Here is a 26,625-nt window from a genome sequence, read left to right as displayed (position 1 = left end):
AAAAGTTCAATCTTTAAATGATTGAGCTTTTTTTATTTAGAAGGAAGAGAAATATGACATCAACAAAAGCTTATATCAAAGAATGGCAGCAGGCACTGCAAAATGAAATAAACTATTTAAAAAAATACGGCAGTAATAAATACCTCATTACAAATGGAAGGCTTCTCTCTACCGAAGGTTCGTATACCTATTATTTTGATACATCTGGTAATTTACGGATACCAGTAGGTACAGCAATTAAACTAGAATGGGGCAGTATGAAGCAATCAGGACGTGTCCTGTCTTCTGAGGGTAAAGGTGTCATGCTATCCTTAGAGAAATCATTCGGCGATTTAGTAGATGAGGCTTATCTAATTCATGATCCTTGGGAATTACTCGAACAGCTAATTCAGCGCCTGGATGAAATAAAAAAAAATAAGCAGAAACGTCTCCGGATAAAGAACTTGATGGATCCCTCTATGCCGGCAAAGCACCCGCAGGAAAAAATCAAAAGTAACGTCCATGAGTTATTATTAAGATCAAAATATAATCCTGTCACTTTTGTCTGGGGGCCTCCGGGAACTGGTAAAACGTATACCCTTGCAAGAGTGGCCGCTAATAAATATTTCCAGGAAAAGCGAGTGCTCATATTATCACATAGTAACCAAGCAGTCGATGTCCTGATAGGTGAGATTTCAAGCTTTGTTACCAAGAAAAATCGATTTAATGAAGGGGATATCCTTCGCTATGGGTTTCTGACCGGTGAACAGCTTGCCAATCATGATACAGTTACAACCAGCCAACTGCTCGAGAAACAAGACCCAGAGCTTGCAGCGGACAAAGAACTTTTAGTTGAGGAAAGAAGGAAGCTTAAACAAGATTTAGCCCGTTCTTTTAGTAAAAGAGACACCCATTCATTGCTGGAGCTAGAGATCAAGATTGCGAAAGTCCTTGAGAAAATTCGCCAAAAGGAGATTGAGTTTGTCAAGAATGCGTATATTGTAGGTGCTACACTAGCTAAAGCAGCAAGTGATCCCGTGATACATGATAAGGATTTTGACGTAGTCATTCTCGACGAGGCAAGCATGGCATATGTTCCTCAAGCCGGATTTGCAGCATCATTAGGAAAAAGAGTCATCATTTGCGGTGATTTTAAGCAGCTGCCGTCGATTGCTGCATCCAGAGATGCTTTAGTAACCAAATGGTTGAAGGAAGATATATTTCATCGGGCCGGTGTGGTTGAGTGGGTTAAGGAAGGCAAGCTGCATCCGCATTTATTTTTACTAAAAGAACAGCGAAGAATGCATCCGGACATTTCATCCTTTACCAATCAATACATTTATCATTCGCTTGTGGGTGACCATGAAAGTGTTCGAAAATCACGGAATGCAATTGTTGAAAATCAACCATTTCCCGGACGTGCTTCTATTTTAGTAGATTCAAGCTTTACTGGAGCACATTGCATATCAGAAAAAAACTCTAATTCACGGCTAAATCTATGGCAGCTGCTGCTATCTTTTCAGGTAATTCATGAATCCTATTTAGGGGGAGCACGTTCTATTGGTTTTGTAACACCGTACCGGGCTCAATCTAATTTGATGGAATTGTTATTAGAGGATGTATATGAAAAAGAACGCTTAAACGCAGATATTATTTCCGCAACTGTGCATCGATTCCAGGGCAGTGAGAGGGATGTGATGGTTTTCGATACAGTTGATGGTGAACCGCAGGAACGTGCTGGCATGCTATTAACTGGCGCAGATAGTGAACGATTAATAAATGTTGCCATCACCAGGACGAAAGGAAAATTCATTCATATCAGCAATCAAGCGTTTATAAAGACACATGTATATCATTCGAAAACATTAAGGCAGTTAGTCGAACATCAAGTGAGACATAATCAAGCAGTTAGAAAGAATGAAATTGGTACCTGGATCAAAAATCAGCATTCTAAATTACAATGGATGCATGCTAGGAAGCTTGAAAAAGTATTCCAGGATATTGATTCGGCCAGATTGTCCATCATGCTCTCACTACCAGATGGCACCGAATTGTCGGAGGATTGGAAATTAAAATTGAAAAATAGAGATAAACGAACGTCCTTCATTATTTTTTCGGAGGAGGACTGGACGGATTTAGGACCAACTCAGTTAATACAAGCGAGAATCCCATTTCCCTTTATTATGATCGACAAGAAGATTTTTTGGCTTGGGATGATGATCGAGGGAATTAAGGCTATTAAGCCTCCATATATTGCAGCACGGCTTGAATCAGCGAAGATATCAGAGTACCTGTTAAGTCAGTTCACTGGGCTGTAGCAAAAGAAAAAAGCATCAACCGATGCTTTTTCCTTTGCACTGCTAACGATATCTCCGATAAGTTCTGTATTTATCACCATCACTACTGCTTTCTATTGATTCCTCTTTGCTTTCCTCATCAGCCGCGATGGCGGAAAAATCGTCACTGCTCTCAAATTCATTGACAGCATTATTGCTATTTAATGCAGGATCATTATTATCCTCTTCATTGGTCTCCTCTACAGCCGTGTTGAGTATTTCGGAAATTTCCGCTTGAGCTTCCACATTAATTTCTAGGGCTTCCTCAGAGCTTTCGTCTTCGTCCTCATCAGCATTACCTAATGGGGATTCTAGTTTTGTTCGTTGTATTTTTCCAAGTGCCTCTTGCCTTAGATTCGCGATTACGATTATTTCATCTAAAAGGGAAGCAAACCCATTGAAATCAACATTGTTTTCACCACTGTTTTGAATAATATTTAAAAGGTCCTCTTGAAAAATCTGATATTCTCTTTCGAATTGTCCGCGGTCCATTTCCCTAAAAGTCACACCGTTAACTCGAATAAATTCAAAGATTAATTGAGTAATGGTTTGGTTTGCAGTCTGTAATTCGGGAGAGCTGCTTAAAAAATTGTTCAAATCGCGTAGTGTTTTATAGTAACTTTTGAAATTTTGATTAGCTTCTAAAAATTCCAGTTTACTCAAGGATGTATTCCTCCTTCTTTTTTTCCTTTTGTATTAAAGATATGCAAAGAAGATTCATCTAGAAGATAAAACTAAAGAAGGAGGATGACAGACAATTTATAAAAACGATTCACGCAGATGGCAGGCAAGCTGTACCTTTAAAAAATTCTCAGGTTCTTCGAGGGACATGCCTAATTGTTCTTCAATTTTTTTCAGCCTTAAGTAAAGTGTGTTTACATGAATATGCAGCTTCTGAGCTGTCTTAGCTGACGAGCGATTTGTTTGTATATACGTTATGAGCGTCTTTTCTAAATCATTATTATTCCCTTTAATGGAATTCAAAGGCGTGAAAATTTCTTCAAGAAACCTTTCAATTTCTTCGGAGGACTGATTAATAAATAGGCGGTTTATCCCTATATCGGAAAAATGGATCATACCTGATTTATTGCGTGAGATAAGATATGAGACGGCTTTGTTCGCTTCATTGTGGGATTTGGCAACAGATTCAATTCCATGATAAACCGAACCTACCCCGACAAACAGATGGATTTGATCGTTAAGTTCACTTTCTTTTAAAATAGTATCCAATTTTCTCATTACCGAACGCTTGTCTGCTGGGTTCGTAGGAGAGAATAGAATGGTAACTTTGTTATGATTACCAAATACGATTTTTTTATGATCTAATAGAACTTGTTTAATTCGGGATATGAATCGATGAACGATGCTATCTAGTATTTGAAGATCTTTAAAATGAGCAATCGCAATAATAACCGAGAAAAGGTTTGATTTAAGATCCAAGCCAAGATTCATCGCTTTTTTGGTTAGTAAATCAGGGTTATCGTTTAATAATAAGTCATTATAAAATTCATGGGTCTTTTTATAATAGATATCTGCCAATGACTTCTTTTTGGCTAATTCCATTGCCAGTACCGATCCCCCTCTATCAATGATGATATGTTCCAGCTGTGTTAATGGTCGATTGATAGCAATAATCATACATCCGTTACAAACAGATCCAACTAAAATTGGGTAAATGTAAAATGCCTTTTCATCCTGATCGAAAAGTTCAACGTAAATGGGAACTTTTCGGTTGGATAGGAGTTTTGTTAGTTCATCCATCGAAAAAGGAAGTTCTTTTTGCTTTGGAAAGTGTTCGCTTTCGATCATGTCCACAAATATTAATGACAAACCAAGCATTCGATTTAATTCTTGAGTGATCGTTTCAACTCCTCTATTTTGGACAGAGAGCTGTGAAAGTGTTGAATCGACTTCGTTTCGTTTCACTAGGACTTGATTCTTTCGTTTAATTTCCGTAAATAACCGTGCATTTTCCATTGCAATCGCAATTTGTGCAGCTAATCCTTGTAAAAGTTGAAAATCCCAATCCGTAAGATTCCGTTCGCGGTCATCTTGATGAATGCTTAAAACTCCAATAATTTCATCCCGAAATTTTATCGGAATGGTGACAGATACTTTTACCCTGTGGTTGTGAAAGGCATGCTTTAAATATTTGTAATTTTCGTCGGATGTTCCTTCCATCGCTTCATTAGCCTCACGAAATGAATAATAGACTCTTGGTTGTCCATCAAGAAATGTTTTGCCTGTTACGGATTCTCCAATTTTATATCGTACTTTTTCTATTTCTTTTTTCCATCCTCTATAAGCTTTACATACTAAACGGTCTAATGCCGGACTATACATCCAAAAAACGCAGGCTTCCGATCCCGGAATTACAGCGGCTACGTTATCTAAAATTTTCGCCAATAATTCATCAAGGTCTAGTGAAACGGTTATGTTTTGCACACCCTCGATCAGCTTTTCCAATTCTATACCTTTTCTTTTCATCAAGAGATCAGTGTAAAAGGGATACATCAGGTGGTATAAAAGGTTAATATTACCTTTTTCTAATGGCGTAGTTGTTTCAGTATAGAGGATAGTAACCTTATAGTCTTGTGGATAATCCAGTGTTAACAATTGGGGGTTGTCCAAGCTGTACGGTTGAACCCCCACTTTGGTGGTTGGGGAAGGAAAATCACGAATACCCTGTCTATCTGTTAAAATCCATCGATGTTCTACAGGAGTATAAAACCAAATCTCATAACATGAAATTCCTAGATTTTGGATAAAAAAGGATCGGAGCTGTGCAAGATTTAACATCGATTTATCACCTCACTGTGAACTTCCATAGTTTATTAGAAGAAAAGCTATGAGAATCAACATTGTTTTCATTTTATCAATTTCATATACTTTCTGTAAATACAGAATTTTCAGAAATAGTTTTATAATGTTGTAAACGCTTACTTTTTGTTAAGAAAATTCATTTCATTAAGATCGAGAGGGAGTGGAAAGGTTGGGATATATCTCATCCTATATGGCGGGATCTGTTTTCAAAGTGTTGGTAAAGCCAGGTGATATTGTCGAGTCTGGCAATGAGGTAGTTATTCTTGAGTCAATGAAGATGGAGATTCCGATAACAGTTGAGTCAAAAGTAGTTATAAGGGATGTGAAAGTAAGAGAAGGAGAATTTGTTAATGAGGGGGATATCATTATTGAGTTGGAATAATGTTAACCAGCCGCTGCATGAGTATCTTCGCCATTATGCACGAATCACACCAAATAAAGAAGCGATCATCTTTTATGGAAAAACGATTACCTATCAGGAACTGGATGATTTATCAGATCGATTCGCGATGTTTCTTCATTCCTGTGGAATTAAAAAAGGAGACAAGGTTGCGCTTTTTTTACCCAATTGTCCTCAATATATTATTTGTCATTTTGGAATTCAGAAAATTGGAGCAATTGTAGGTCCATGCAGTCCCATGTTTAAGGAATGGGAATTGGCATATGAAGTGAATGATTTAGGAGCGAAAGCAATCGTCACCTTGGAACAATTGCATCCCATTGTAGACCAGGTTCGAAATCATTCTTCGATTGAATTGGTTATTACAACGAGCTACATAGATTTTCTTCCAGAAATCCCACAGCCAGAGTTTCCAGAAAAAATACCCCCAAAGAAAAGCTTAGCAGATTGCATCGATTTAATTCAGATTTTTCAATCAAAAATAGCAACCCCTCCAAGAATAGAGATTGATGTGGAAAATGATGTTTCCCTTATTGTCTATACGTCCGGATCTACTGGACAGCCGAAAGGGGCTATGCTGACTTATCGAAATGCATTATATAAATCTTATTGTGTTGCGCAAACAAGGAATACAACAGCACAGGATATATCATTATCCATTATGCCAATTTGCCATATTGCCGGCATGTTAGGCATGAACGTCGTCATTTTTACTGGTGGAACCTTGGTCTTACTTAATCGTTTTACTCCAGAATCGGCAATGGAAGTTATCGAGCGGTACAAGGTCACAGTAGCTCAGACTGTTGTTCCAATGAATATAGCCATTATGAAGCATCCAGATGCCAATAAGGTTGACTTTCGTTCTCTTAGATTGAATGCATGCACCAGCTTTGGCATTCCATTAACCGAGGAAATTTCGAATCAATGGAAGGAGCTGACTGGTGTAGGATTATTTGAATCAGCATACGGGCTAAGTGAAACCCATACGGCCGATACGCTGATGTCCGAAGGAGCTGTCAAATTTGGTACTACCGGCAAGCCTGTATTGGAAACAGAAATAAAAATCATGTCTATTGATGAGCCACGGAGGGAGGTTTCAATTGGGGAAAAGGGAGAGATTATTGTTAAAAATCCCGGTGTTTTTAAAGGATACTTGAATAAGCCGGAAGCAACAGCCCAAACGCTTCGCGATGGATGGGTCTATACAGGTGACATTGGCAAGTTGGATCAAGAGGGATATTTATTTTTTCTCGGCCGTATTAAAGAAATGATCAAGTGTTCTGGATACAGTGTATTTCCTGAAGATGTTGAAATTATGCTGATGAACCATCCTGCCATCTCCCAAGCGGCAGTGATTGGTGTGCCAGACCCCGTACGTGGCGAATCAGTAAAGGCTTTTGTGGTGATTAGACCGGAATTCCAAACTAGGATTACGGAAGAGGAGATTATCCGATGGAGCAAGGAAAAAATGGCTGCTTATAAATATCCCCGCTATGTTGAGTTTAGGGACAGCCTGCCAGTTACCGGGACTGGCAAATTGCTTCGAAGGCTGCTTGCAGATGAAGAAAAAGAGAAGGCAAATTATAAGGAGGTTGTCCATGAGAAAAATTAACAAAGTCTTATTCGTTGTCCTAATAGCCACATTGTTGTTAGTGGCTGGCTGCTCCAAAAACAGTTCTACCGCTGGTGAAAATACAGCAGGCAAGACGGCAGAAAACGCAAAAAACAGCGAACCGAGGAATGGAGGCACCCTTGTTGTTGCCTATGACTCTGATGTGAGTAACTACGATCCCATCCTTGGCAATTCCGGGAACGATCATCCACTGCTGTATCCAGTTTATGACACATTAGTAAATTATAATGCGAATCTTGAACCTCAACCAGGCCTTGCGGAATCATGGGACACCCCGGATGATAAAACCATTATTCTACACTTAAGAAAAGGGGTAAACTTCCATGATGGAACCCCATTTAATGCTGATGCCGTTAAATTTAACCTTGAAAGGGTAAGATCCAAAGAATCAAAAGTATCCGATTTATCCAATGTAGAATCGGTAGAGGTTGTCGATCCACAAACGGTGAAATTACATTTAAAACAGCCAGATTCCTCCATTATCCTTGCCCTATCAGATCGTTCAGGGATGATGGTTTCGCCTGCAGCAGTCCAAAAATTTGGTGCTGACTTCAGCCAAAACCCAGTGGGGACAGGTCCCTATAAGATGGTTAAATGGGTAAGAAACGGAGAAATTCAGTTTGAAGCGAATAAGGATTACTGGCAAAAAGGACTGCCATACCTTGATAAAATAACAGCTAAAATTATGCCTGATGAAAATACAAGATTAAATGCACTTAAATCAGGTCAGGTTCAATTCTATTGGAATGTTTCACCTGACAATAGTCAAGTTTTAAAGAATGATAAGAATATAGTGTTAGATTCGAAAATGAAGGTTGCGTTCTATAATATTTATTTAAATACGAAAATGTCACCATTTGATAAAAAGGAAGTCAGGCAGGCGCTTCAATATGCCATCGATCGTGATGCCCTTGTAAAAGCTTTAACCTTTGGGGAAGGCGAGTCGGCTAATCAAACATTTCCTAGTGATTATTGGGCAGCAAGTCCTGATATGAAAATTAACTATGACACTAAAAAATCAAAGGAATTATTGAAACAGGCTGGAGTTGAAAATGTCAAATTTGATATGTTCGTGCCAACAGCACCATTCTATCAAAGATTGGCGGAAGCCATAAAAGGGCAAGTCAAAGAGGCGGGCTTTACGATTAACATACAGCCAATGGAACTCACAAAGGGAGTAGCTCTTTACTTTAATGAAAAGCAGTTACCGGCAAATCTTACGGCATGGACAGGACGTCCCGACCCGCAACAAACAGTCAGCTTATTCCTTGGCGGAAAAGGTTTCTACAATGTTGGCGGGGAGACATCACCTAAAAAAGAAGAATTGATTTCAAAGGCAGCTGCTTCGTATGATCAAAAAGAGCGAGCAAAGTTATATGGTGAAATAAATGAGATTGCAATGACAGAAGAAGCGATGACGATTCCTATTATGTTTACTCCTTCTACTGCAGCCATGTCGCCAAAGGTTAAGGGCTTTGAAGGAACATTACTAGGGAAACCAAAGTTCTCCTACTTGTGGCTGGAACAATAATAAAGGGGATAGGAAGGGAGAGAGCCAATGTTTTATAAATTTTTGTTACGCCGCTTGATGTATGTCATACCCATGCTGATTGTAACGACTTTGGTGGTCTTTTCCCTAATCCTGATTATACCGGGTGATCCTGCTCTTGCGCTTCTTGGAGATAATGCAACCGCAGATAAACTTGCCCAGTTGAGAAGTCAACTGGGCTTGGATCAACCTGTGCTCATTCAGTATGGGAATTGGCTATTACATGCTTTACACGGAGATTTAGGAAGATCTCTTTTTACCGGGGAAATTGTCAGTGATGCAGTGTTTTCAAGACTGGGTATTACAATTCAGCTTGTTATTTCTGCGATGATTCTTTCCTTTCTAATAGGGATGTTTTTTGCCATTACCTCTATTTTAAAGCCTAATAGTTGGATGGATTATGTGGCCAGGTTTTTCGGCACGTTAGGGACAGCCATTCCAAATTTTTGGTTAGCGATGCTGCTGGTAGCCGTATTTAGTGTCAAGCTTGGTTGGCTTCCTGCCACAGGATTTGTTAGTATTTTTGAGAATTCGGGCGGTTTTTTACAAAGTGTTCTTCTCCCAGCCTTTTGCCTAGGTGCATTTGGTGCGGCACAAATCACACGACAATTACGTTCTTCACTTCTTGAGAGTATGGATTCAGATTATATTCGTACTGCTTATTCCAAAGGATTATCATTATGGCCAGTTATTTGGAAGCATGGACTTAGAAATGCTTTTTTACCTGTCGTTACAACAGCGGGGCTTCTATTTGGGAACATGCTTGGTGCTACGGTTGTGATTGAAAGTGTTTTCGCAATTCCTGGAATGGGGCAGCTGGCAGTCAATTCAATACTGCAAAGGGATTTTCCGATGCTTCAAGGTGTCGTCCTAGTAATGGTTGTGATGGTCCTCATCATAAACTTTGTTACAGATGTACTCTATAGCATTTTGGATCCTCGAATTGAATTTGATTAAAAAGGAGGGCACAACATGCAGTTTCGAATTATTTTACAAAGGGTAAAACGTGAACGCTTGGCATTCGTCAGTTTGATCTATTTGGTCATTTTAGTCCTAGTTGCTGTTTTTGCCCGATACATTGTCCCCTTTGACCCAGAAGCACAGGATTTGAACCAAGTGATGATTGCTCCAAATGGCTTGCACTGGTTTGGAACAGATGAACTGGGTAGGGACATTTTTACAAGATTGCTTCTTGGATCACAGGCTGCCTTACAAGCAGGACTTATCGCAATCTTAATTCCTCTTTTTATTGGTGTTCCCTTGGGAATTTTATCAGGGTATCTTGGCGGCATCGTCGATGATCTTTTCATGAGGGTTGTTGATGCGATTTTATCTTTTCCTGCAATTCTTCTCGCATTGGGAATTACTGGTGCCTTAGGGGTTAACCTATGGAACGCGATGATCGCGATTGGAATCATCTTCACTCCGCAATTTGCCAGATTGGCAAGAGGACAAACTCTTCAAGTCCGGCGTGAACCATATGTGGAAGCGGCAAAGATTTCTGGGGCTGGTCCGTTGTGGATCATGTATCGGCATATTCTTCCTAATATCGCCTCTCCGATCATTGTTCAAGCATCCTTCAGTTTTAGTTTGGCGATTTTGGTGGAAGCATCATTAAGTTTTCTTGGAATGGGGGCACAGTCACCTCAAATTAGTTGGGGAGGCATGCTTCATCAAGCCTACAGTATGATTTTTGTCAATCCATTTATGATGATTTTCCCTGGAGCGGCAATCTTACTTTCAGTCTTAGCTGGTAACTTTTTCGGTGATGGATTAAGAATAGCCGTTGATCCAAAAATCAAGCGAACTTAGGAGGGAAGCGGTTTGAGTAAACAGTTTGAACCACTTTTGGAAGTAAGTAATCTTAGATCATGTTTCCCTTCAACTGGAGGGATTGTAAAAGCGGTTAATGATGTTTCTTTTAAAATTGGAAAAGGTGAAATTGTTGCATTGGTGGGGGAATCAGGCAGCGGTAAAAGTGTAACGGCATTATCGATTATGGGACTGAATGCTCCTACCATCACTTATGGCAAAGATAGCATCATCTCGTTTAAAGGCCATAATTTACTTACGATGAAAAAGAGGCAAATGAAGAAAATTCGCGGCAATGAAATATCAATGATTTTCCAAGACCCGTTATCTTCCTTAAACCCTTTACATCCAATCGGAAAACAAATCGCAGAACCAATCCAACTCCACCAAGGGGTTAGTTACAAAACAGCGCAGCAAACGGTCATTAATCTGTTAAATAAGGTAGGGATTCCTGACGCTGAGAGCAGGCTCAAAGATTATCCCCATCAGTTATCAGGAGGGATGCGGCAAAGGATTATGATTGCAATGGCTCTTGCCTGCAATCCATCTCTGCTGATTGCCGATGAACCCACCACAGCATTAGATGTGACCATTCAAGCCCAAATTCTGAATGTCATGAAATCACTTCAGAGAGAAACAGGTGTATCAATTCTTCTGATTACTCACGATTTAGGGGTTGTGGCGGAAATGGCGGATCGGGTTCTTGTCATGTACTGCGGAAAAATCGTAGAAGAAGGTGACGTCTATTCGATTTTCCAGGACCCAAAGCATCCCTATACTAAAGGCTTGTTAGCAAGTGTTCCAAAGTTAAGAGGACAATCAGAAAAACGCTTAAATGCCATTCCCGGTACAGTTCCTAGCCCCCTAGAGCTTACAGGCGGCTGCAATTTCTATTCACGCTGCAGTCTGGCAAACGATCAATGCAGAAGTAATGCTCCATCACTGGATAATATAGGACCCCAAAGATGGGCAGCTTGCTGGAATCTACAGGAAAGGCCAATAGAAGAGGTGACAAAGCATGCTTGAACCATTGGTTTCCATTAAAAATGTGAAAAAGTATTATCCCAGTGGCAGTGGATTATTTGGAAAGAAAACCAAATGGTTAAAAGCGGTGGATGGGATTGACCTTGAAGTGAAACAAGGAGAAACTCTTGGACTTGTTGGTGAATCCGGATGCGGAAAATCGACCCTGGGCCGGATGGTCGTAGGGCTGCTTGAACCTACGGATGGGGAGGTTCTTTTTGAAGGCAGTTCACTTTTATCAAAAAGACGAAGTAAGCGGGACTTAGGGAAAAAAATTCAAATGATTTTTCAGGATCCGTATGCATCTCTGAATCCGAGAATGAGTGTTGCCAATATCATTGCAGAACCCTTAGTTCTGCATAAGATTGGGACCAGTATGGAGCGGAAAAAACGGGTAGATGAATTATTAGAAAGGGTAGGACTCAATTCTGTATATGGCGCGCGTTACCCAGAAGAATTTTCAGGAGGGCAGCGTCAAAGAATTGGCATAGCTAGAGCATTGGCATTAAACCCTAGGCTGATCGTATGTGATGAACCTGTTTCCGCTCTTGATGTATCCATTCAAGCTCAAATTTTAAATCTCCTGAAAGATATCCAAGAAGATTTGGGTTTATCCTATATTTTTATTGCTCATGGTCTTCAGGCTGTAAAGCATATCAGTGATCGTATTGTGGTGATGTATTTAGGAAAAGTGGTCGAAATTTCCGAAACGGATTCATTATTTGAGAACCCGCTTCACCCTTATACCAAAGCATTGATTTCTGCTGTCCCAGAGCCTGATCCTACGATGCGTGACCGCGAGCGTATACTTCTAAGCGGGGATCTCCCAAGTCCAGTCAATCCTCCTAGCGGCTGTCGCTTTCATACTCGCTGTCCTTTAGCTACAGAGCGATGTCAACGGGAAGAACCACCTCTTGTAGAAGTGGCGGAGAGAAGATGGACAGCGTGCTTTTATTAAGAATAATAGATTTAAAAAAACAGTTTAAGGAGGAAATCTAGTGACCTGGGAACCGGAAATTAAAGAATTGCACCTTCGGGAAGCTTTAGCACGCCAAATGGGAGGAGAAGAAAGGGTCTCAAAACATATATCCCAAGGGAAACTGACGGTACGTGAGAGAATTGAGAAACTCCTTGATCATGACACCTTTCATGAACGGGGGGCAATCGCTGGAAAAAGCAAATATGATGAAAATGGGAATTTAATAGAATTTACACCAGCAAATTTTATCCTAGGGACGGGACGAATTAATGGCCGCAAGGTTGTTGTAGGCGGGGATGATTTTACTGTCCGAGGCGGTGCGGCGGATGGAGCAATCCGCGGCAAACAGATCTATGCAGAGAAAATGGCTCATGACCTTCAGGTGCCAATCATTCGGTTAGTGGATGGTACTGGTGGAGGTGGAAGTGTAAAATTCCTAGACTTAGAGGGACATACATACGTTCCTGTAAACCCTGCATGGGATTTAGTCGTTGCCAATATGGAACGGGTCCCTGTTGTCGCAGCCTGCTTAGGCTCAGTTGCCGGACTAGGTGCTGCGAGGGTGGCTGCGTCCCATTTTTCAGTGATGGTGGAAGAGACATCCCAACTATTTGTAGCTGGACCTCCAGTTGTAAAATTTGGCATGGGGCAGGATTTAACAAAGGAAGATCTTGGAGGTGTGCAGGTTCACCGCAATAGTGGGGCGGTAGATAATATGGCCAAATCAGAGGAAGATGCTTTTGAACAAATCCGTACATTCCTTTCCTATTTACCTTCAAGTGTTTGGCAGCTGCCACCTGTTGAACCAGCTGAGGATGATCCTGGCAGAAGAGACGAACGTTTGATTTCAGTTATACCTAAAAATAGAAGAGCCCCTTATAAAATTCGTGAACTGCTCACCATGATATTTGATAAAGAGTCAATTTTCGAGATGGGACGATTTTACGGAGGAGGGACCCTTACCTGTTTTGCCCGGCTTGAAGGTTATCCAGTTGGAGTATTAGCAAGCGATCCATTTGTAAATGGCGGCGGACTGACAGCAGAGAGTTCTGAGAAAATAGAGCGTTTTGTCGACCTGTGCCAAACCTTCCATTTGCCAATTGTGAATTTGGTTGACCAGCCTGGCATGGTTATTGGACTTCCTTCAGAGAAGAAGGGAACCATCCGAAAAGGGGTGCGTGCCATCTCCGCTATCTATCAAGCATCTGTTCCAATGGTTGAAATCATAATGCGAAGAGTGTTTGGTGTAGGCGGTGCAGGAATGTCAAACGGTCATGGGTTGAACCTGAGGTATGCTTGGCCTTCAGGAGATTGGGGTTCACTGCCGGTTGAAGGGGGTGTTCATGTTGCTTATCGTCGTGAACTTGAGGCTAGTGACAATCCAGAAGCACTATTAAAAGAATTACTAGAAAAAATGGAATCTGTCAGATCCCCATTTCGAACCGCAGAGGCTTTTGGCATTGAAGAAATCATCGACCCCCGGGATACCCGTCCATTACTCTGTGAATGGGTGAAAGATGCATACGAACTTCTCCCGCAACAGTTAGGCGTTTCACGCCATGGAATGAGGCCATGATTTTTTCATAATTATTCATAAAAGGAAGGTGACTTCGATGAAACAGGAGGATTTGTTAAAGGAGTTTTCTTCTAAGGCGGAAGTCGTTTCTAAATGCCTTGAACATTGGGCGAAGGTAGCAGGAGAGAAAACCTTTATATACTATGGAGAATCTGATAAACAAATCACTTATCAAAAGTTTAATGAAATGACGAATAGTATTGGACATTCATTAAAATCTAAAGGAGTCCAAAAAGGAGACCGTGTATCTGTCTTTTTAAAGAACCCATTAATTACCACGATGGTTATGTTTGGAATCTGGAAATGCGGGGCGATATTTAGTCCAATTAATTTTAATTATCGCGGTAAACTTCTTAGTTATCAGTTAAATGATACAAAACCCAAGCTGCTTTTTACCGAGCGGTCCATGGTGCCCATTTTAAATGAAATTGCCTCCGAAGTAGGCCATTTGTGCACCGCTGTTTATAATCCACAAGAAGGAGATCATGATTATATTGCAGAAACTGCTGAAATTTCTTTGAATTTGAATTATAACGAAATCTCCTTGGATCGATTTTTACAGGAGGAGACCAAAAACCTCGACCTAGAATTGAACTATTGGGATACAGCCAATATTATTTATACTTCTGGAACGACAGGACCAGCAAAAGGAGTGGTCCAATCTCATCGCTGGATTAATGGATATACCCTACGAATGAGGGCTTGTATGTCTCCTGAAGATGTAGTATATAATGATCTGCCTCTCTATCATGTGGGTGGAGCGTTTGCCAATGTTGCAAGAGCTGCGTATACGGGATGTACGGTTGCATTATGGGATAAATTTAGTCCTAATCAATTTTGGATGCGGATTGAAAAAAGCGGATCCACTGCGGCAATTTTACTAGATGTGATGATTCCTTGGCTAATGAATGCCAAACCGTCAAAAGACGATAGATTGAATACCATTAATAAAGTTCATATGCAGCCGCTTCCCAAATATCATCATGAGGTAGCAAAGCGATTTGGATTTGATTATGTGACCGCCGGATTTGGGCAAACGGAATCGGGGAATCCGCTTGCCAGTGTCATTCTTGAAACAAAAGAGGGTGAAGGGACCCCGAAGGAATTATATAAAGGTCTTTCCAGACAGGAAATTATCACTGTCTGTGATAAGTTGAATATTCCCATCATTAATGGGGAGGAGGACTTGAAAAAAGGCTTCATGGGGAAACCCACCTTTTATTTTGAAGTGAAAGTATTAGATGAAAATGACATTGAACTTCCTGTCGGGCAGGTAGGTCAGATTGCATTTAGGCCGCGGTTGCCTCACCTCGTATTAACAGAATACTTTAATAAACCTGAATCAACAAATAAGGCCTTTAAGAATCTATGGTTTCACAGTGGTGATGCCGGTTACCTCGGAGAGGATGGATTTTACTATTTTGTTGACAGGCTTGGCAGTGTCATCCGGTGCCGAGGAGAAAAGATTTCTTCGTATCAATTAGAGGATATCATAAACGGTCATCCAGATATTGACCTATGTGCTGCTTTCCCTGTCCCAGCAGAAGTTGGAGAGGAAGATGATGTCGCAGTTTATGTCGTTAAAAAAACCGGAGCCGCTTTAAACGAGGAAGAGTTACGGGAATGGGTGAAAGATAAAATGCCTAAATATATGTGGCCAAAGTATATCCGCTTTACCATTGACCTGCCTCGGACTCCAACGAATAAAATTGAGAAATATAAAATTCGTCAGGAATTAATAAAAGAATTTGAAACAGAAAAAGTGTAAAAAAGGAGAGTGCTAGTTTCATAACTAGTACTCTCCTTTTTTTTAAAATACTTCTTCATTTAATTCAGATTTTATGTTTGTTTTGGCCTGTTGATTTTGAACAGAGTTCTTTACCTTAAGTGTTAAACCTAAACCTAAAAGCAAACAGATGGAACAAAAAAGGAATGCACTTTTAAACCCCCCAAAATCTTCTATCAGCCAGCCGGCGATTGCGGGTCCAATAAATTGCCCAACAGCAAAATAGAAGGTGACATAACTAAAGGCGACAGGCATGTCAACAGGCTTGACATGATCCATACTGGAAGCTTGTGTTAAGGTAAATAATCCTGTAGATGTACAGCTTAAAATAACGGTGTGAATGGTAAAACCAATGACCGTTGGAAAGATAACAGGAAGAAGCATTGAAAAAGCAGTCAGCCCCATCGTTAAAATCAAGGATGTTCGGCGGCCGATTTTATCGGAAATAAATCCCCAAATGGGCCCGCTAAAAATCGATAAGATGCCATTCAGTGCCATTAACTGTCCGGCAAATTTAACGCTGATTCCTGAATCAATCATGTAGCTCATGACAAAGATCATTTGGACTATGTAGGTAATCCCAATTATTCCATAAATAAGACCGACATTAATTACTTTTGGATTTTTGTAAATTTCTTTAGCTGAAGATTGCTGGCGGTTTTGATTTCCTGGGTTTTCCTGGGGAGGATTTTTAATAAATATTAACGTTAAAATCACTACTGCAAGTCCAATACTAGCGAATATCCCCCAGGCGATTCTCCAGCCGATAGCTTCATTGATACTGCTTAGGTAGGGGACGATGATTCCTGCAAGAAGAATCCCAATTCCAGCACCGCTGGTGGTAAGGCCAATGACAAATCCTTTTCTCTGCGGAAACCAGGAAACGAGCAAGGAGATAAAAGGTGTATAGGTAAAGGACGTTCCAATGCCTAGGAGAAGCATAAATATAAAGGTAACAGGATAGGAAAAAGTGAAGGATAAACCAGCTAGTCCTAATGTAACGAGAGAAATTCCTAGTAAAACGGTCCTTTTACTGCCCCATTTTGATGCGAGGATTCCTGCAAAGATGATGGTGCCTAAATATCCTAATGAAGTGGTAGTACCTAGGTATCCAGCCTCTTTATAAGAGATATGAAGACCCTCTCTCATAAATGGAAGGATAACTCCATAGGAAAGTCTTGCAAATGCTAATACGACGATTGTTGTCAACATTCCGATTATTGCATAACCCCATAATCTTTTATGGTTTGTGGCTTCCATTTAAGTCTCTCCCTTTGATTATATAATATTTCTTTATTACCATCTTATTCCTTTCGGGTATCGAAAATACTATGTAGTGTGTGACGGTTACGAATAAGTGAAGATAAAAATGGAGAAAATTTTGATGTTTGATTTTCAATTCATCTTCTAAGGAGAATATGTCAATGACAAATGTGAAATTAGCCGTTATTTATTACAGCATGGGCGGAACGAATCATCAGTTATCAAAATGGGCTGAAGAGGGCGCTAAAGAAGCTGGTGCAGAAGTAAAGGTATTAAAGGTTCCTGAGTTAGCACCTCAATCAGTTATTGAAGGCAATCCTGTATGGAAAGCACATGTCGAAGCAACCGCAAATGTCCCAGAAGTTAAATTGGAAGATTTGGAGTGGGCAGACGCCATAATCTTCAGTGTACCAACCCGATTTGGAAATATGCCGTCACAAATGAAGCAGTTTTTAGATACAACAGGCGGGCTTTGGTTTAATGGAAAACTTGTGAACAAAGTTGTAAGTGCGATGTCTTCTGCCCAAAACTCTCATGGCGGACAGGAAGCAACCATTCTTTCCTTATATACGACAATGTACCACTGGGGTGCGATAGTCGCAGCTCCTGGGTATACCGATCCGGTTATTTTCGGTTCTGGAGGCAATCCTTATGGAACAAGTGTAACGGTTGATCAGAGCGGAAACATGGTGGAAGATGTACAAGCTGCTGTAAAGCATCAGGCAAAACGGACAGTTACAGTTGCAGAATGGGTAAAAAATGCAAATAAATAGCTAAAGTTGGAACTGACTGGGTATTTCCAGTTAGTTCTTTTTATTTTAAACTAAATTTTCTAAAAATTCTATTGACATTTTGGCCATTTCTAAGGATAATCAAAGAAAATTAAATTGGTAATGGTAAAGGACTAGTAAATCTTTGGAAAGTGATAGAGAGTGAAACCCACCGGCTGAAAGGTTTCTCACGGAAAGAGGATTGAACCTGCCCTTGTAAAGCTGCTTATGAAAACATAAGCCGTGCCCCACGTTACGGGTTGAAAGTGGATGCGAACGTTATGCTTTAGCATCAATGAAGGTGGTACCGCGGAAACGACTTTTCCGTCCTTTAATTTAGGACAGGAGAGTCGTTTTTTATTTTTTAGGCGTTAACTGAAAGTGTGTCCATGATAATAATTCTCAGGATTGAGGACAAAAAACACTAGAAAACTAGCGAGAATGTCCTCAATTAGCCAGATTAAGGACAAAACTGGTTAGGAAACTGGGGGAAATGTCCTCAAAAAGCCAGATTAAGGACAAAACTGGTTAGAAAACTAGTGGAAATGTCCTCAAAAAGTCCGATTGAAGACAAAAACTACCTATAAATCTAGTAAAACTGTCTTCAATGAGCGTGGAATCTAGATGAAATTCCAATTATATTTGGTGCTTAATTTTAAAAAAAGAGGGTTAGTACAATGAAAAAACAGCTGGTGGTTGTGAAGATTGGAAGCAGCTCGTTAACAAATGCCTCAGGAGCGATTTCAGAGGAAAAAATCCGCGATCATGTTGAGGCATTGTCATTATTAAAAAAGCAAGGGCATGATGTCATCTTAATTTCCTCAGGTGCCGTGGCTGCTGGATTTGGCTCACTAGGATATTCAGTCCGTCCGAAAACAACTGCAGGGAAGCAAGCCGCAGCTGCTGTCGGGCAAGCACTCTTAATGCAAAATTATATTCAACTATTTAAAGAGTTTAATATTGTTCCAGGACAAATCTTATTAACTCGAGAGGACTTCTACACTCAAATAAGGTTCCATAATCTTTTCAATACGATACAAGAGCTCCTCCAAAGAGGTGTCATTCCAATCATAAATGAAAATGATTCAGTATCGATTGAAGAACTGACCTTCGGAGACAATGATATGCTCTCGGCGCTTGTTAGCGGGTTTTTACATGCAAATGCTCTCATAATCTTAACAGATGTAAATGGACTTTATGATGGTAACCCAAAAGTATCGAAAGACGCAAAAAAATATCATTTTATCCCGGAAGTATCTGAACAACTTATGGGAATCGCAGGCGAAAGCGGTTCGATGGTTGGTACCGGTGGAATGAGATCCAAGCTGTTAGCAGCAAAAAAAGCATTATCACTTGGTGTCAGTGTTTTTGTCGGAACGGGGACAGGGAAGGAAAAATTGGTTGATATCCTTGCTGGCAAAGGCGACGGAACGTATATCGGCGGACCTTTCCAAACACAGATGCAAATGAGAAAACAATGGATAGCCTATCATTCCCAAGTTGGAGGGATCATCGAAATTGATGAAGGAGCAGAGCGGGCAATTGTCCAAAGAGGGAAAAGCTTATTGCCTGTAGGGGTAACGAATGTAACCGGTGAATTTAATGCCCTGGATGTAGTGGAAGTACGCAACCCAAAAGGAAAAATTGTCGGGAAAGGGCAAGTATATTATTCCTCTCAAGACCTGCTTAAAGTTAAGGGATTACCAAGTGACCAATCGAAGGTTTATTCGATAAATCAACATGCAGAAGTGATCCATCGTGATAATTGGGTCATTATGCCAAAGGAGTGAACGTTCAATGAGCGAATTGTTATTAAAAGCAAAAAAATTAAAAGTAGCTTCCAAGAAATTGGGGATGATTACCAGCGAAGAAAAAAATCGAGCGCTGGCCAAACTGGCAGATCAAATTTTAATGGAAAAAGAACGCATTTTAATTGCGAACCAAAAGGATATTTCAGCCGGTAAAGAAAATGGAATTTCGTCATCATTATTAGACCGCTTATTGTTAACGGATGAGCGAATTGACCAAATCGTTGAAGGCATCCATCAGGTCATTAAACTGGATGATCCTATCGGGGAGATCACCGAGGCTTGGGAAAGACCAAACGGCTTGCATATTCAAACAGTAAGAGTCCCGCTTGGTGTAATTGGCATGGTGTATGAAGCACGTCCCAATGTGACCGTTGATGCCGCAACTTTATGCTTAAAAGCTGGAAATGCGGTTCTGTTAAGAGGAAGTTCTTCTGCCCTCCATTCCAATATGGCACTTGTGCAAGTAATGCGGGAAGCCCTTGCTGACACAGCGATTCCTGCTGACGCAGTTCATCTTTTAGAGGATACAAGCCGCGAGACTGCTTCCGAAATGTTTAAGTTAAACCAATACTTGGATGTTCTTATTCCCCGCGGAGGAGCAGGGTTAATTCAATCGGTTATCCAAAATGCCACGGTTCCTGTGTTAGAAACGGGTGTCGGCAATTGCCATGTTTTTATAGATGAATCAGCACAAGAAAAAATGGCGACAGAGATAACCTTAAACGCGAAATTACACCGGCCATCTGTTTGTAATGCAGCAGAAACTCTTCTCATTCATAAAGATTGGCCATATATTTCTGAATTAATAAATAGGTTGCATGAAAAAGAGGTCGAGCTGCGGGGTGATAAAGAATTAATTTCCAAATATTCGTTTGTCAGTCTGGCGTCTGAAGAAGATTGGCAAATTGAATTTTTAGCACCAGTATTAGCTATAAAACTAGTGAGTGATATAAACGAAGCCATTGACCACATCGATCAGTATGGTACAAAGCATTCAGAAGCAATTATTAGTGAAAACCAGCAAAATGTCCGTTTATTTTTCCAGGCTGTAGATGCTGCCGTCTTGTATCATAATGCTTCTACAAGGTTTACCGATGGGGAACAATTTGGATATGGCGCTGAGATTGGCATCAGTACACAAAAGCTGCATGCCCGCGGCCCAATGGGACTTAAGGCAATCACGACAACAAAGGCGATTGTGCAGGGAACAGGACAAATTAGAATATAATAGAACAAGTAAGGGCTTAGTTAGTCCTTACTTGTTTTTTTTACTGAATGAAAGGGACAGTGGGATAAGGTTGTGTCATCATCATGCAAGAAATACTGCTTCCATTCATAGTTATCGTTCTTTCCATAAGTATTTAAATTAGGGTGAATGGCAATAGTATCATATTCTGATAGACGTTTCCGAATCGATGTTTTGATTTTAGCTGCCTTAGCTTCATTAGAAGAAAACTGTTCAAGTACAAAACGCGGGGTAATTGCAAGCATGAAATATGGGAAATGCCGGCTGAATCTATTTTTATGGGAAGGTGTTGCACAAAACATAAAATATTGTTCACCATGAAAGCAAAATTCCCATAAGGAATTTTGAGGACTTGGGGGTATATGATTTGGCCATTTCTTTTGATCCAAAGCATGAAGTTCATTAAGCTGTTCCCAAAATAGCTGCTCAAATTTTTCAACTGGAGTCTTTTCAGGTAATTCGAATAATGGTTCATAAAAAATAATTAAGGATGTAAAGGCGCCCATCTTTTGATAGCAGTTTGAATAGTCTTCAAGCATAATGGCAAGTTGTTTTGCGTTGTAATTGCTTACGAAACCATAGCGAAAATGATGAAGTTGGTACCCATTGGCGGCAGGAATACATGGAAAGGGTTTGGTTTTATCCATCATCTTTGCTTCAAATTTTTCTATTGCATCCTTTTGCCAAGGTTCTAAAGCCATTTGCTGAAGCGTTTGTTTTGTATAGATAGTCACTAAGCTCCCACCTCTCAATCTCAAGATATGAGAAATTGAAAATAACGGTGAGAAATTCAACTTTTTTGTTCATTTCTGTTAAAATAAAAATACAAACATGTATTCTTATTTCGAGTTGGTGATTTAGTGAAAAAAGATGTTCAAATTTCAGTTAGGACCCTTGTTGAATATGTTTACCGCAGCGGTAGTATCGATTCTCGTTTTCGATCACAAGCGACATTACTAGATGGAACAAGAATTCATCAAAAAATTCAAAAAAACTATCAAGAGGGAGATCAAAAGGAAGTATATCTCCGAATTGAAATTCCATTTGAGGACATTTCCTTTATTATAGATGGCAGATGTGATGGGCTTTTATTCAAAGAGGGAGAAGTGACAATAGACGAAATCAAGTCATTTTCCCAGCCGCTTCACCTCCTTGAAGGAGAGGGATATCCAGTTCACTGGGCGCAGGCAAAAATGTATGCCTTTATTTATTCCAGAGACAACCAATTACGTGAGATAAATGTTCAGCTAACTTATGTTCATGTCGAATCAGAAGAGAAAAAATACATAAAAAAGACCTTTACTATTGAAGAACTCGAGCGATTTGCTTTCGATTGTCTCAAAGGATATGCAGCATATGCTAAGCTGCAATTACAGCATCGTGAAAAACGAAACGTAAGTTGTAAGGAATTGAGCTTTCCATTTCCTACTTATCGTGAAGGTCAGCGCAAATTGGCAGGTGCTGTTTATAAAACGATTTCTGAAGGGAAAAATTTATTTGCCAAAGCTCCAACAGGAATTGGTAAGACCATTTCCACCTTATTTCCGGCAGTTAAGGCGATGGGGGAAGGCCACTTAAATCGTGTTTTCTATCTTACTGCCAAAACCATTACTCGAACCACTGCCGAAGATGCCTTCGCCAGAATGCGAACTAGAGGACTTTGTTTGAAAACGGTCACTATCACAGCGAAAGATAAGATGTGTTTTAAAGAGGAAACCATCTGTCAAAAAGAACATTGTGAATTTGCAGATGGCTATTATGATCGGATAAATGATGCCATACTCGATATACTAGCGAATGAACAAGGTATGACAAGAGCTGTAATTGAAACTTATTCTAGAAAACATAAAGTCTGTCCTTTTGAATTTTCAATTGACCTGGCATATGCGGTCGATGCAATTGTTTGTGACTACAATTATATATTTGACCTGCAAGTTTCGTTAAAGCGGCTGTTTGAGGATCAGAAAAAGTCGACAGCCTTACTAATTGATGAATCTCATAATTTAGTTGACCGCGGGCGGGAAATGTTTTCAGCTTTCATCAACAAAGAGATGTTCCTCCAATTAAAAAAAGACTTCAAAGGTGTAAACCCAGCGATTTATGAGGCGGCCAGCAGGCTGAATTCATGGTTTATTTCCATAAAAAAAGAACATGCCAATCAAAATGAGTTTTCTATTCGAAAACTGGATGAAAACCTACATCTTCAGCTTGTCCAATTTTTGGATGCTGCAGAGGAACTTTTAAAAACTGGAGCATCTAATCATCTATTGGAAGTCTACTTCAAAGTTAACAACTTTTTAAAAATTGCAGATTTACTCGACGAACATTATATGATTTATGGCGAAAAGCAGAAAACGGATTTAATTGTGAAGCTTTTTTGTATGGATCCTTCAAAATTGCTTAAGCAAATGGGGAAAGGATATCGCTCTAAAGTTTTCTTTTCAGCCACTTTATCGCCACTTCCCTATTATCAGGATATCCTTGGCGGACAGGAAGAAGATTACTTCTTATCAATCCCTACGCCTTTTAAAAAAGAACAGGTGGACATTCTGATCAAGCCAGTGTCTACACGTTACCGGGACCGAGAGAGGACGAAAGAACCGTTAGTGCGGATGCTTCAATCATTTATTAAAAACAAGCCAGGCAATTATTTAATTTTTTTCCCGTCCCATCAATATTTACGTTCTGTTTTTGAGGGGTTTAAACTGGCAGATCCTGAAACGAATACACTTTTACAAGAAGCAGGCATGAGCGAAGAAGAAAGAGAAGCTTTTTTAGAAGCATTTAACCCAAATCAAAAAAAAACTTTGCTTGGTTTTGCTGTCCTTGGCGGGATTTTTTCCGAGGGGGTCGACTTAATTGGCGATCGTTTAAATGGTGTTGTGATTGTCGGCGTTGGATTGCCGCAGGTATGTTTTGAACGGAATCTAATTAAGGATCATTTTGACACGCAAGGAAAAAATGGGTATGACTATGCCTATGTTTATCCTGGAATGAACAAGGTGCTGCAGGCTGGAGGAAGATTAATTCGCTCGGAGGACGACCATGGTACGATCATTTTAGCTGATGATCGCTTTTTACAACCCCAATATTATAATCTGCTGCCCCAAGAATGGAGGGAGTATACAATTATTTAAAGCGCGTTTTGCCTGAATTGGCAGCGTGCTTTTTTTCTTGCTTGGACAAGGTTCACGTTTTTTAAAATAATTCTTAATTATTTTTGTAAATAAGGTGACAAAATCGGAATCTTTGTCATATAATTAACAAAAAGTTGCACAAGGTAAAAACTTTGAAGGAGGGGAAAGAGAGATGGATAAACCTAAAACAATGAAATTAGTGAATGGTGAAAAAGGAAATATTATAAAAATTACTTCTTTAAATCTGGACGGTGTGATGAGAAGAAGATTATTAGATTTAGGATTTGTAACTGGCGCATTGGTTGAGGTCGTACGGAAAAGCCCCTTGGGTGACCCAATTGCCTTTCGTGTCAGCCAAACAACGATTGCTTTAAGGGAAGAAGAAAGTTCTAAAATAGAAGGGGAGCTGGTATCCGATGGGAACTGAATATCGAATTGCTTTAGCAGGTAACCCGAATACGGGAAAAAGCACGTTGTTTAATGCTTTAACGGGACTCAGACAGCATACTGGCAACTGGGCCGGCAAAACGGTTTCCCTTGCCCAAGGCACAGTGCAGTTTAAGGATAAAACGTTTCAACTTATCGATCTTCCTGGCACCTATTCGCTCTTTTCCAATTCAAAGGATGAAGAGGTTGCTAGAAATTATATCGTTTTTGAAAAACCCGATGTAACGCTCGTAGTTCTCGATGCAACATCTTTAGAACGGAATTTGAATCTCGCTTTACAAGTTTTAGAGATGACAAAAAACGTCGTCATTGCCATCAATCTCATTGATGTTGCCGAAGAACAAGGGATTCAAATAAATGAACGCCTGCTGACAAATCGCTTAGGGGTTCCTGTCATCAAGATCTCAGCACGTAACAAAAAAGGCTTTCCGATGCTTTTAGATACCCTTGACCGTATTGTGACTGGAGCCATTGAATGTAACCCGGTTAGAATGGTTTATTCCGAAGAAATTGAAGAACAAATCAAGAAAATTGAACCAAAAGTTCGTGAAATCATTGGCGGTCAATTATCTTCTCGATGGGTTTCTTTGAGATTGCTAGATGGAGACGAAACCTTACTGAACGAAATAAATCAGAGATTGTCCGGGAGGCAGGTAGAGTATGAGTATTCAACACATATTTGCTGAAGCTCAAGAACTGTCGACACCAAAGCTGAGGGATGATATTGTTCAACAGCTTTATGATCGCAGCCATAAATTGTGCCACGAAGGCATTTCCTATACAAAATCAAAACGGGATACGAGGACGGAAAAACTGGATGAGATTTTTACATCACCGATCTTTGGTTTTCCGATTATGATTGCGATGCTTGGATTATTGTTTTATATAACAATAGCGGGCGCCAATATTCCATCCTCCTTGATAGCAGAGTTCTTTGGCTATTTGGAAGGTTATATAACCCAATTTTTTACCTTTATTCATGCTCCTGAATGGCTTCACGGAATTCTTGTCCTAGGGTTATACCGAGGGACAACATGGGTTATAAGTGTCATGCTGCCGCCAATGGCGATCTTTTTTCCAACCTTTGCGTTACTCGAGAATTATGGGTATTTGCCAAGGGTAGCCTTTAATATGGACCGTTTATTTAAAAGGGTTGGAGCCCATGGAAAACAGTCTTTAACAATGGCAATGGGTTTTGGGTGTAACGCTGCTGCCGTCATTTCAACCAGGATTATTGAATCTCCTCGGGAGCGGATGCTCGCCATCTTGACCAATAACTTTGTACCATGTAATGGACGTTGGGGAACCTTAATTGTACTGTCTTCGTTATTTATGGCGGCAGGTTTCACAGGCGGAATGGCATCACTTGTTACCACAGGTGTCATTGTTGGAATTGTCATGATTGGAATCATTGTGACCTTTTTCGTTTCGTGGGTATTATCGAAAACCGCTCTAAAGGGGGTTCCGACCCATTATACGTTAGAGCTGCCGCCATATCGCAAGCCAAAAATCTTTGACACGGTGATTCGTTCTTCATTAACGAAATCATGGTCTGTTTTAGTCCGGGCGGTTAAGGTTGCGGCACCGGCTGCGATTTTAACATGGGTGTTTGCGAATATCTATATTGGCGATACGAGTATCTTGATGTATGCAGTAAACTTTTTGGATCCATTTGGAAAAATGCTTGGCCTAGACGGTTACATTCTAATGGCCTTTATTTTGGGGCTGCCGGCAAATGAGATTGTACTGCCAATCCTGTTGATGGGATATTTATCAACTGGTTCCTTAACTGAAGTTGATAGCTTGGTAGATTTGAAGAAAATCTTTTTAGCTCACGGTTGGACTTGGCTGACAGCATTGAATATGATGTTATTCTCACTACTGCATTATCCATGTGGAACGACTTTGCTGAATATTTATAAAGAAACAAAGAGTAAGAAATGGACTTTCTTAGCATTTCTAATCCCAACAGTTATTGCTATCATTGTTCCGTTGGTGATAACGCAAACAGTAAGATTCTTTGGCTGGGTTTAATATTCTGAAAAGACATCACAT

The 26,625-nt window shown here is 40.1% G+C and carries 21 protein-coding genes and 1 other annotated feature; of the genes, 17 read left to right on the top strand and 4 right to left on the bottom strand.

What is annotated here, in order from left to right; translation table 11 throughout:
* The first annotated feature begins 53 nt into the window (after positions 1–53).
* A complete protein-coding gene (locus PH210_RS08870; protein ID WP_289984704.1) occupies positions 54–2,297 on the top strand; it encodes an AAA domain-containing protein in 2,244 nt (747 codons plus the stop codon).
* Between the two features lie 42 nt (positions 2,298–2,339).
* Here PH210_RS08870 and PH210_RS08865 read toward each other — a convergent pair whose 3' ends face one another.
* Both PH210_RS08865 and PH210_RS08860 read right to left on the bottom strand, forming a co-directional pair.
* Positions 2,340–2,978, bottom strand: a complete 639-nt coding sequence (locus PH210_RS08865) for a hypothetical protein (protein ID WP_289984703.1) — start codon at positions 2,976–2,978, stop codon at positions 2,340–2,342.
* 96 nt (positions 2,979–3,074) lie between these two features.
* A complete protein-coding gene (locus tag PH210_RS08860) occupies positions 3,075–5,114 on the bottom strand; it encodes a helix-turn-helix domain-containing protein (protein WP_289984702.1) in 2,040 nt (679 codons plus the stop codon).
* Positions 5,115–5,307: 193 nt separating this feature from the next.
* Here PH210_RS08860 and PH210_RS08855 point away from each other — a divergent pair, with 193 nt between their 5' ends.
* Genes PH210_RS08855 through PH210_RS08815 form a run of 9 tightly spaced genes read left to right on the top strand, consistent with a single transcriptional unit; the run spans position 5,308 to position 15,878 of the window.
* Entirely contained in the window at positions 5,308–5,520 is a 213-nt protein-coding gene (locus PH210_RS08855; RefSeq protein WP_289984701.1) for an acetyl-CoA carboxylase biotin carboxyl carrier protein subunit, read from the top strand.
* Positions 5,507–7,150: an AMP-binding protein gene (locus PH210_RS08850; protein WP_289984700.1), complete on the top strand. Its 1,644-nt coding sequence runs from the start codon at positions 5,507–5,509 to the stop codon at positions 7,148–7,150. The genes PH210_RS08855 and PH210_RS08850 overlap by 14 nt, the downstream gene beginning before the upstream one ends.
* Positions 7,137–8,702, top strand: a complete 1,566-nt coding sequence (locus PH210_RS08845; protein WP_289984699.1) for an ABC transporter substrate-binding protein — start codon at positions 7,137–7,139, stop codon at positions 8,700–8,702. Before PH210_RS08850 ends, PH210_RS08845 begins: the two co-directional genes overlap by 14 nt.
* A 27-nt stretch (positions 8,703–8,729) precedes the next feature.
* Positions 8,730–9,677 carry an ABC transporter permease gene (locus PH210_RS08840; protein WP_289984698.1) on the top strand — a complete coding sequence of 316 codons (948 nt, stop codon included), beginning with the start codon at positions 8,730–8,732 and terminating at the stop codon, positions 9,675–9,677.
* Between the two features lie 15 nt (positions 9,678–9,692).
* Complete coding sequence (locus tag PH210_RS08835) at positions 9,693–10,532, top strand: ABC transporter permease (protein WP_289984697.1); 840 nt, start codon at positions 9,693–9,695, stop codon at positions 10,530–10,532.
* Positions 10,533–10,544: 12 nt separating this feature from the next.
* Positions 10,545–11,558, top strand: coding sequence for an ABC transporter ATP-binding protein (locus tag PH210_RS08830; RefSeq protein ID WP_289984696.1), 1,014 nt, complete (start codon positions 10,545–10,547; stop codon positions 11,556–11,558).
* Entirely contained in the window at positions 11,551–12,513 is a 963-nt protein-coding gene (locus PH210_RS08825; RefSeq protein WP_289984695.1) for an ABC transporter ATP-binding protein, read from the top strand. The genes PH210_RS08830 and PH210_RS08825 overlap by 8 nt, the downstream gene beginning before the upstream one ends.
* Before the next feature lie 40 nt (positions 12,514–12,553).
* Complete coding sequence (locus PH210_RS08820) at positions 12,554–14,110, top strand: acyl-CoA carboxylase subunit beta (protein ID WP_289984694.1); 1,557 nt, start codon at positions 12,554–12,556, stop codon at positions 14,108–14,110.
* 37 nt (positions 14,111–14,147) lie between these two features.
* Positions 14,148–15,878 (top strand): AMP-binding protein, encoded by a 1,731-nt coding sequence (locus PH210_RS08815; RefSeq protein ID WP_289984692.1) that lies wholly within the window; start codon positions 14,148–14,150, stop codon positions 15,876–15,878.
* Between the two features lie 42 nt (positions 15,879–15,920).
* Here PH210_RS08815 and PH210_RS08810 read toward each other — a convergent pair whose 3' ends face one another.
* On the bottom strand, positions 15,921–17,156 hold the full coding sequence (locus PH210_RS08810) for an MFS transporter (RefSeq protein ID WP_289984690.1): 1,236 nt from the start codon (positions 17,154–17,156) through the stop codon (positions 15,921–15,923).
* A gap of 164 nt (positions 17,157–17,320) precedes the next feature.
* Between PH210_RS08810 and wrbA the strand changes: the two genes are divergently transcribed.
* From wrbA to PH210_RS08795, 3 genes are all read left to right on the top strand, one after another.
* Positions 17,321–17,932 carry an NAD(P)H:quinone oxidoreductase gene (gene wrbA, locus PH210_RS08805; protein WP_289984688.1) on the top strand — a complete coding sequence of 204 codons (612 nt, stop codon included), beginning with the start codon at positions 17,321–17,323 and terminating at the stop codon, positions 17,930–17,932.
* A gap of 108 nt (positions 17,933–18,040) precedes the next feature.
* Positions 18,041–18,264 (top strand) — a binding site (T-box leader).
* Between the two features lie 342 nt (positions 18,265–18,606).
* Entirely contained in the window at positions 18,607–19,719 is a 1,113-nt protein-coding gene (gene proB / locus PH210_RS08800; RefSeq protein ID WP_289984687.1) for a glutamate 5-kinase, read from the top strand.
* 7 nt (positions 19,720–19,726) lie between these two features.
* Positions 19,727–20,968: a glutamate-5-semialdehyde dehydrogenase gene (locus PH210_RS08795; RefSeq protein WP_289984686.1), complete on the top strand. Its 1,242-nt coding sequence runs from the start codon at positions 19,727–19,729 to the stop codon at positions 20,966–20,968.
* Positions 20,969–20,988: 20 nt separating this feature from the next.
* Here PH210_RS08795 and PH210_RS08790 read toward each other — a convergent pair whose 3' ends face one another.
* Positions 20,989–21,720, bottom strand: coding sequence for a YqcI/YcgG family protein (locus PH210_RS08790; protein ID WP_289984685.1), 732 nt, complete (start codon positions 21,718–21,720; stop codon positions 20,989–20,991).
* A 126-nt stretch (positions 21,721–21,846) separates the two neighbouring features.
* Here PH210_RS08790 and PH210_RS08785 point away from each other — a divergent pair, with 126 nt between their 5' ends.
* From PH210_RS08785 to PH210_RS08770, 4 genes are all read left to right on the top strand, one after another.
* The gene (locus PH210_RS08785; protein ID WP_289984683.1) at positions 21,847–24,123 is read left to right on the top strand and encodes an ATP-dependent DNA helicase; all 2,277 of its coding nucleotides are present in this window, start codon (positions 21,847–21,849) and stop codon (positions 24,121–24,123) included.
* A 172-nt stretch (positions 24,124–24,295) separates the two neighbouring features.
* Positions 24,296–24,550: a FeoA family protein gene (locus PH210_RS08780; RefSeq protein WP_223590403.1), complete on the top strand. Its 255-nt coding sequence runs from the start codon at positions 24,296–24,298 to the stop codon at positions 24,548–24,550.
* Positions 24,540–25,256: a FeoB small GTPase domain-containing protein gene (locus tag PH210_RS08775; RefSeq protein WP_289984681.1), complete on the top strand. Its 717-nt coding sequence runs from the start codon at positions 24,540–24,542 to the stop codon at positions 25,254–25,256. The genes PH210_RS08780 and PH210_RS08775 overlap by 11 nt, the downstream gene beginning before the upstream one ends.
* Positions 25,231–26,604: a nucleoside recognition domain-containing protein gene (locus PH210_RS08770; RefSeq protein ID WP_289984680.1), complete on the top strand. Its 1,374-nt coding sequence runs from the start codon at positions 25,231–25,233 to the stop codon at positions 26,602–26,604. The genes PH210_RS08775 and PH210_RS08770 overlap by 26 nt, the downstream gene beginning before the upstream one ends.
* Positions 26,605–26,625 lie beyond the last annotated feature (21 nt).

It is taken from the genome of Paenibacillus sp. BSR1-1, from assembly GCF_030403775.1.
Taxonomy (GTDB): domain Bacteria; phylum Bacillota; class Bacilli; order Bacillales; family Cytobacillaceae; genus Neobacillus.
The sequence above is the reverse complement of the archived record's forward strand: the minus strand, read 5'-3'. Positions and strand labels throughout refer to the sequence as shown.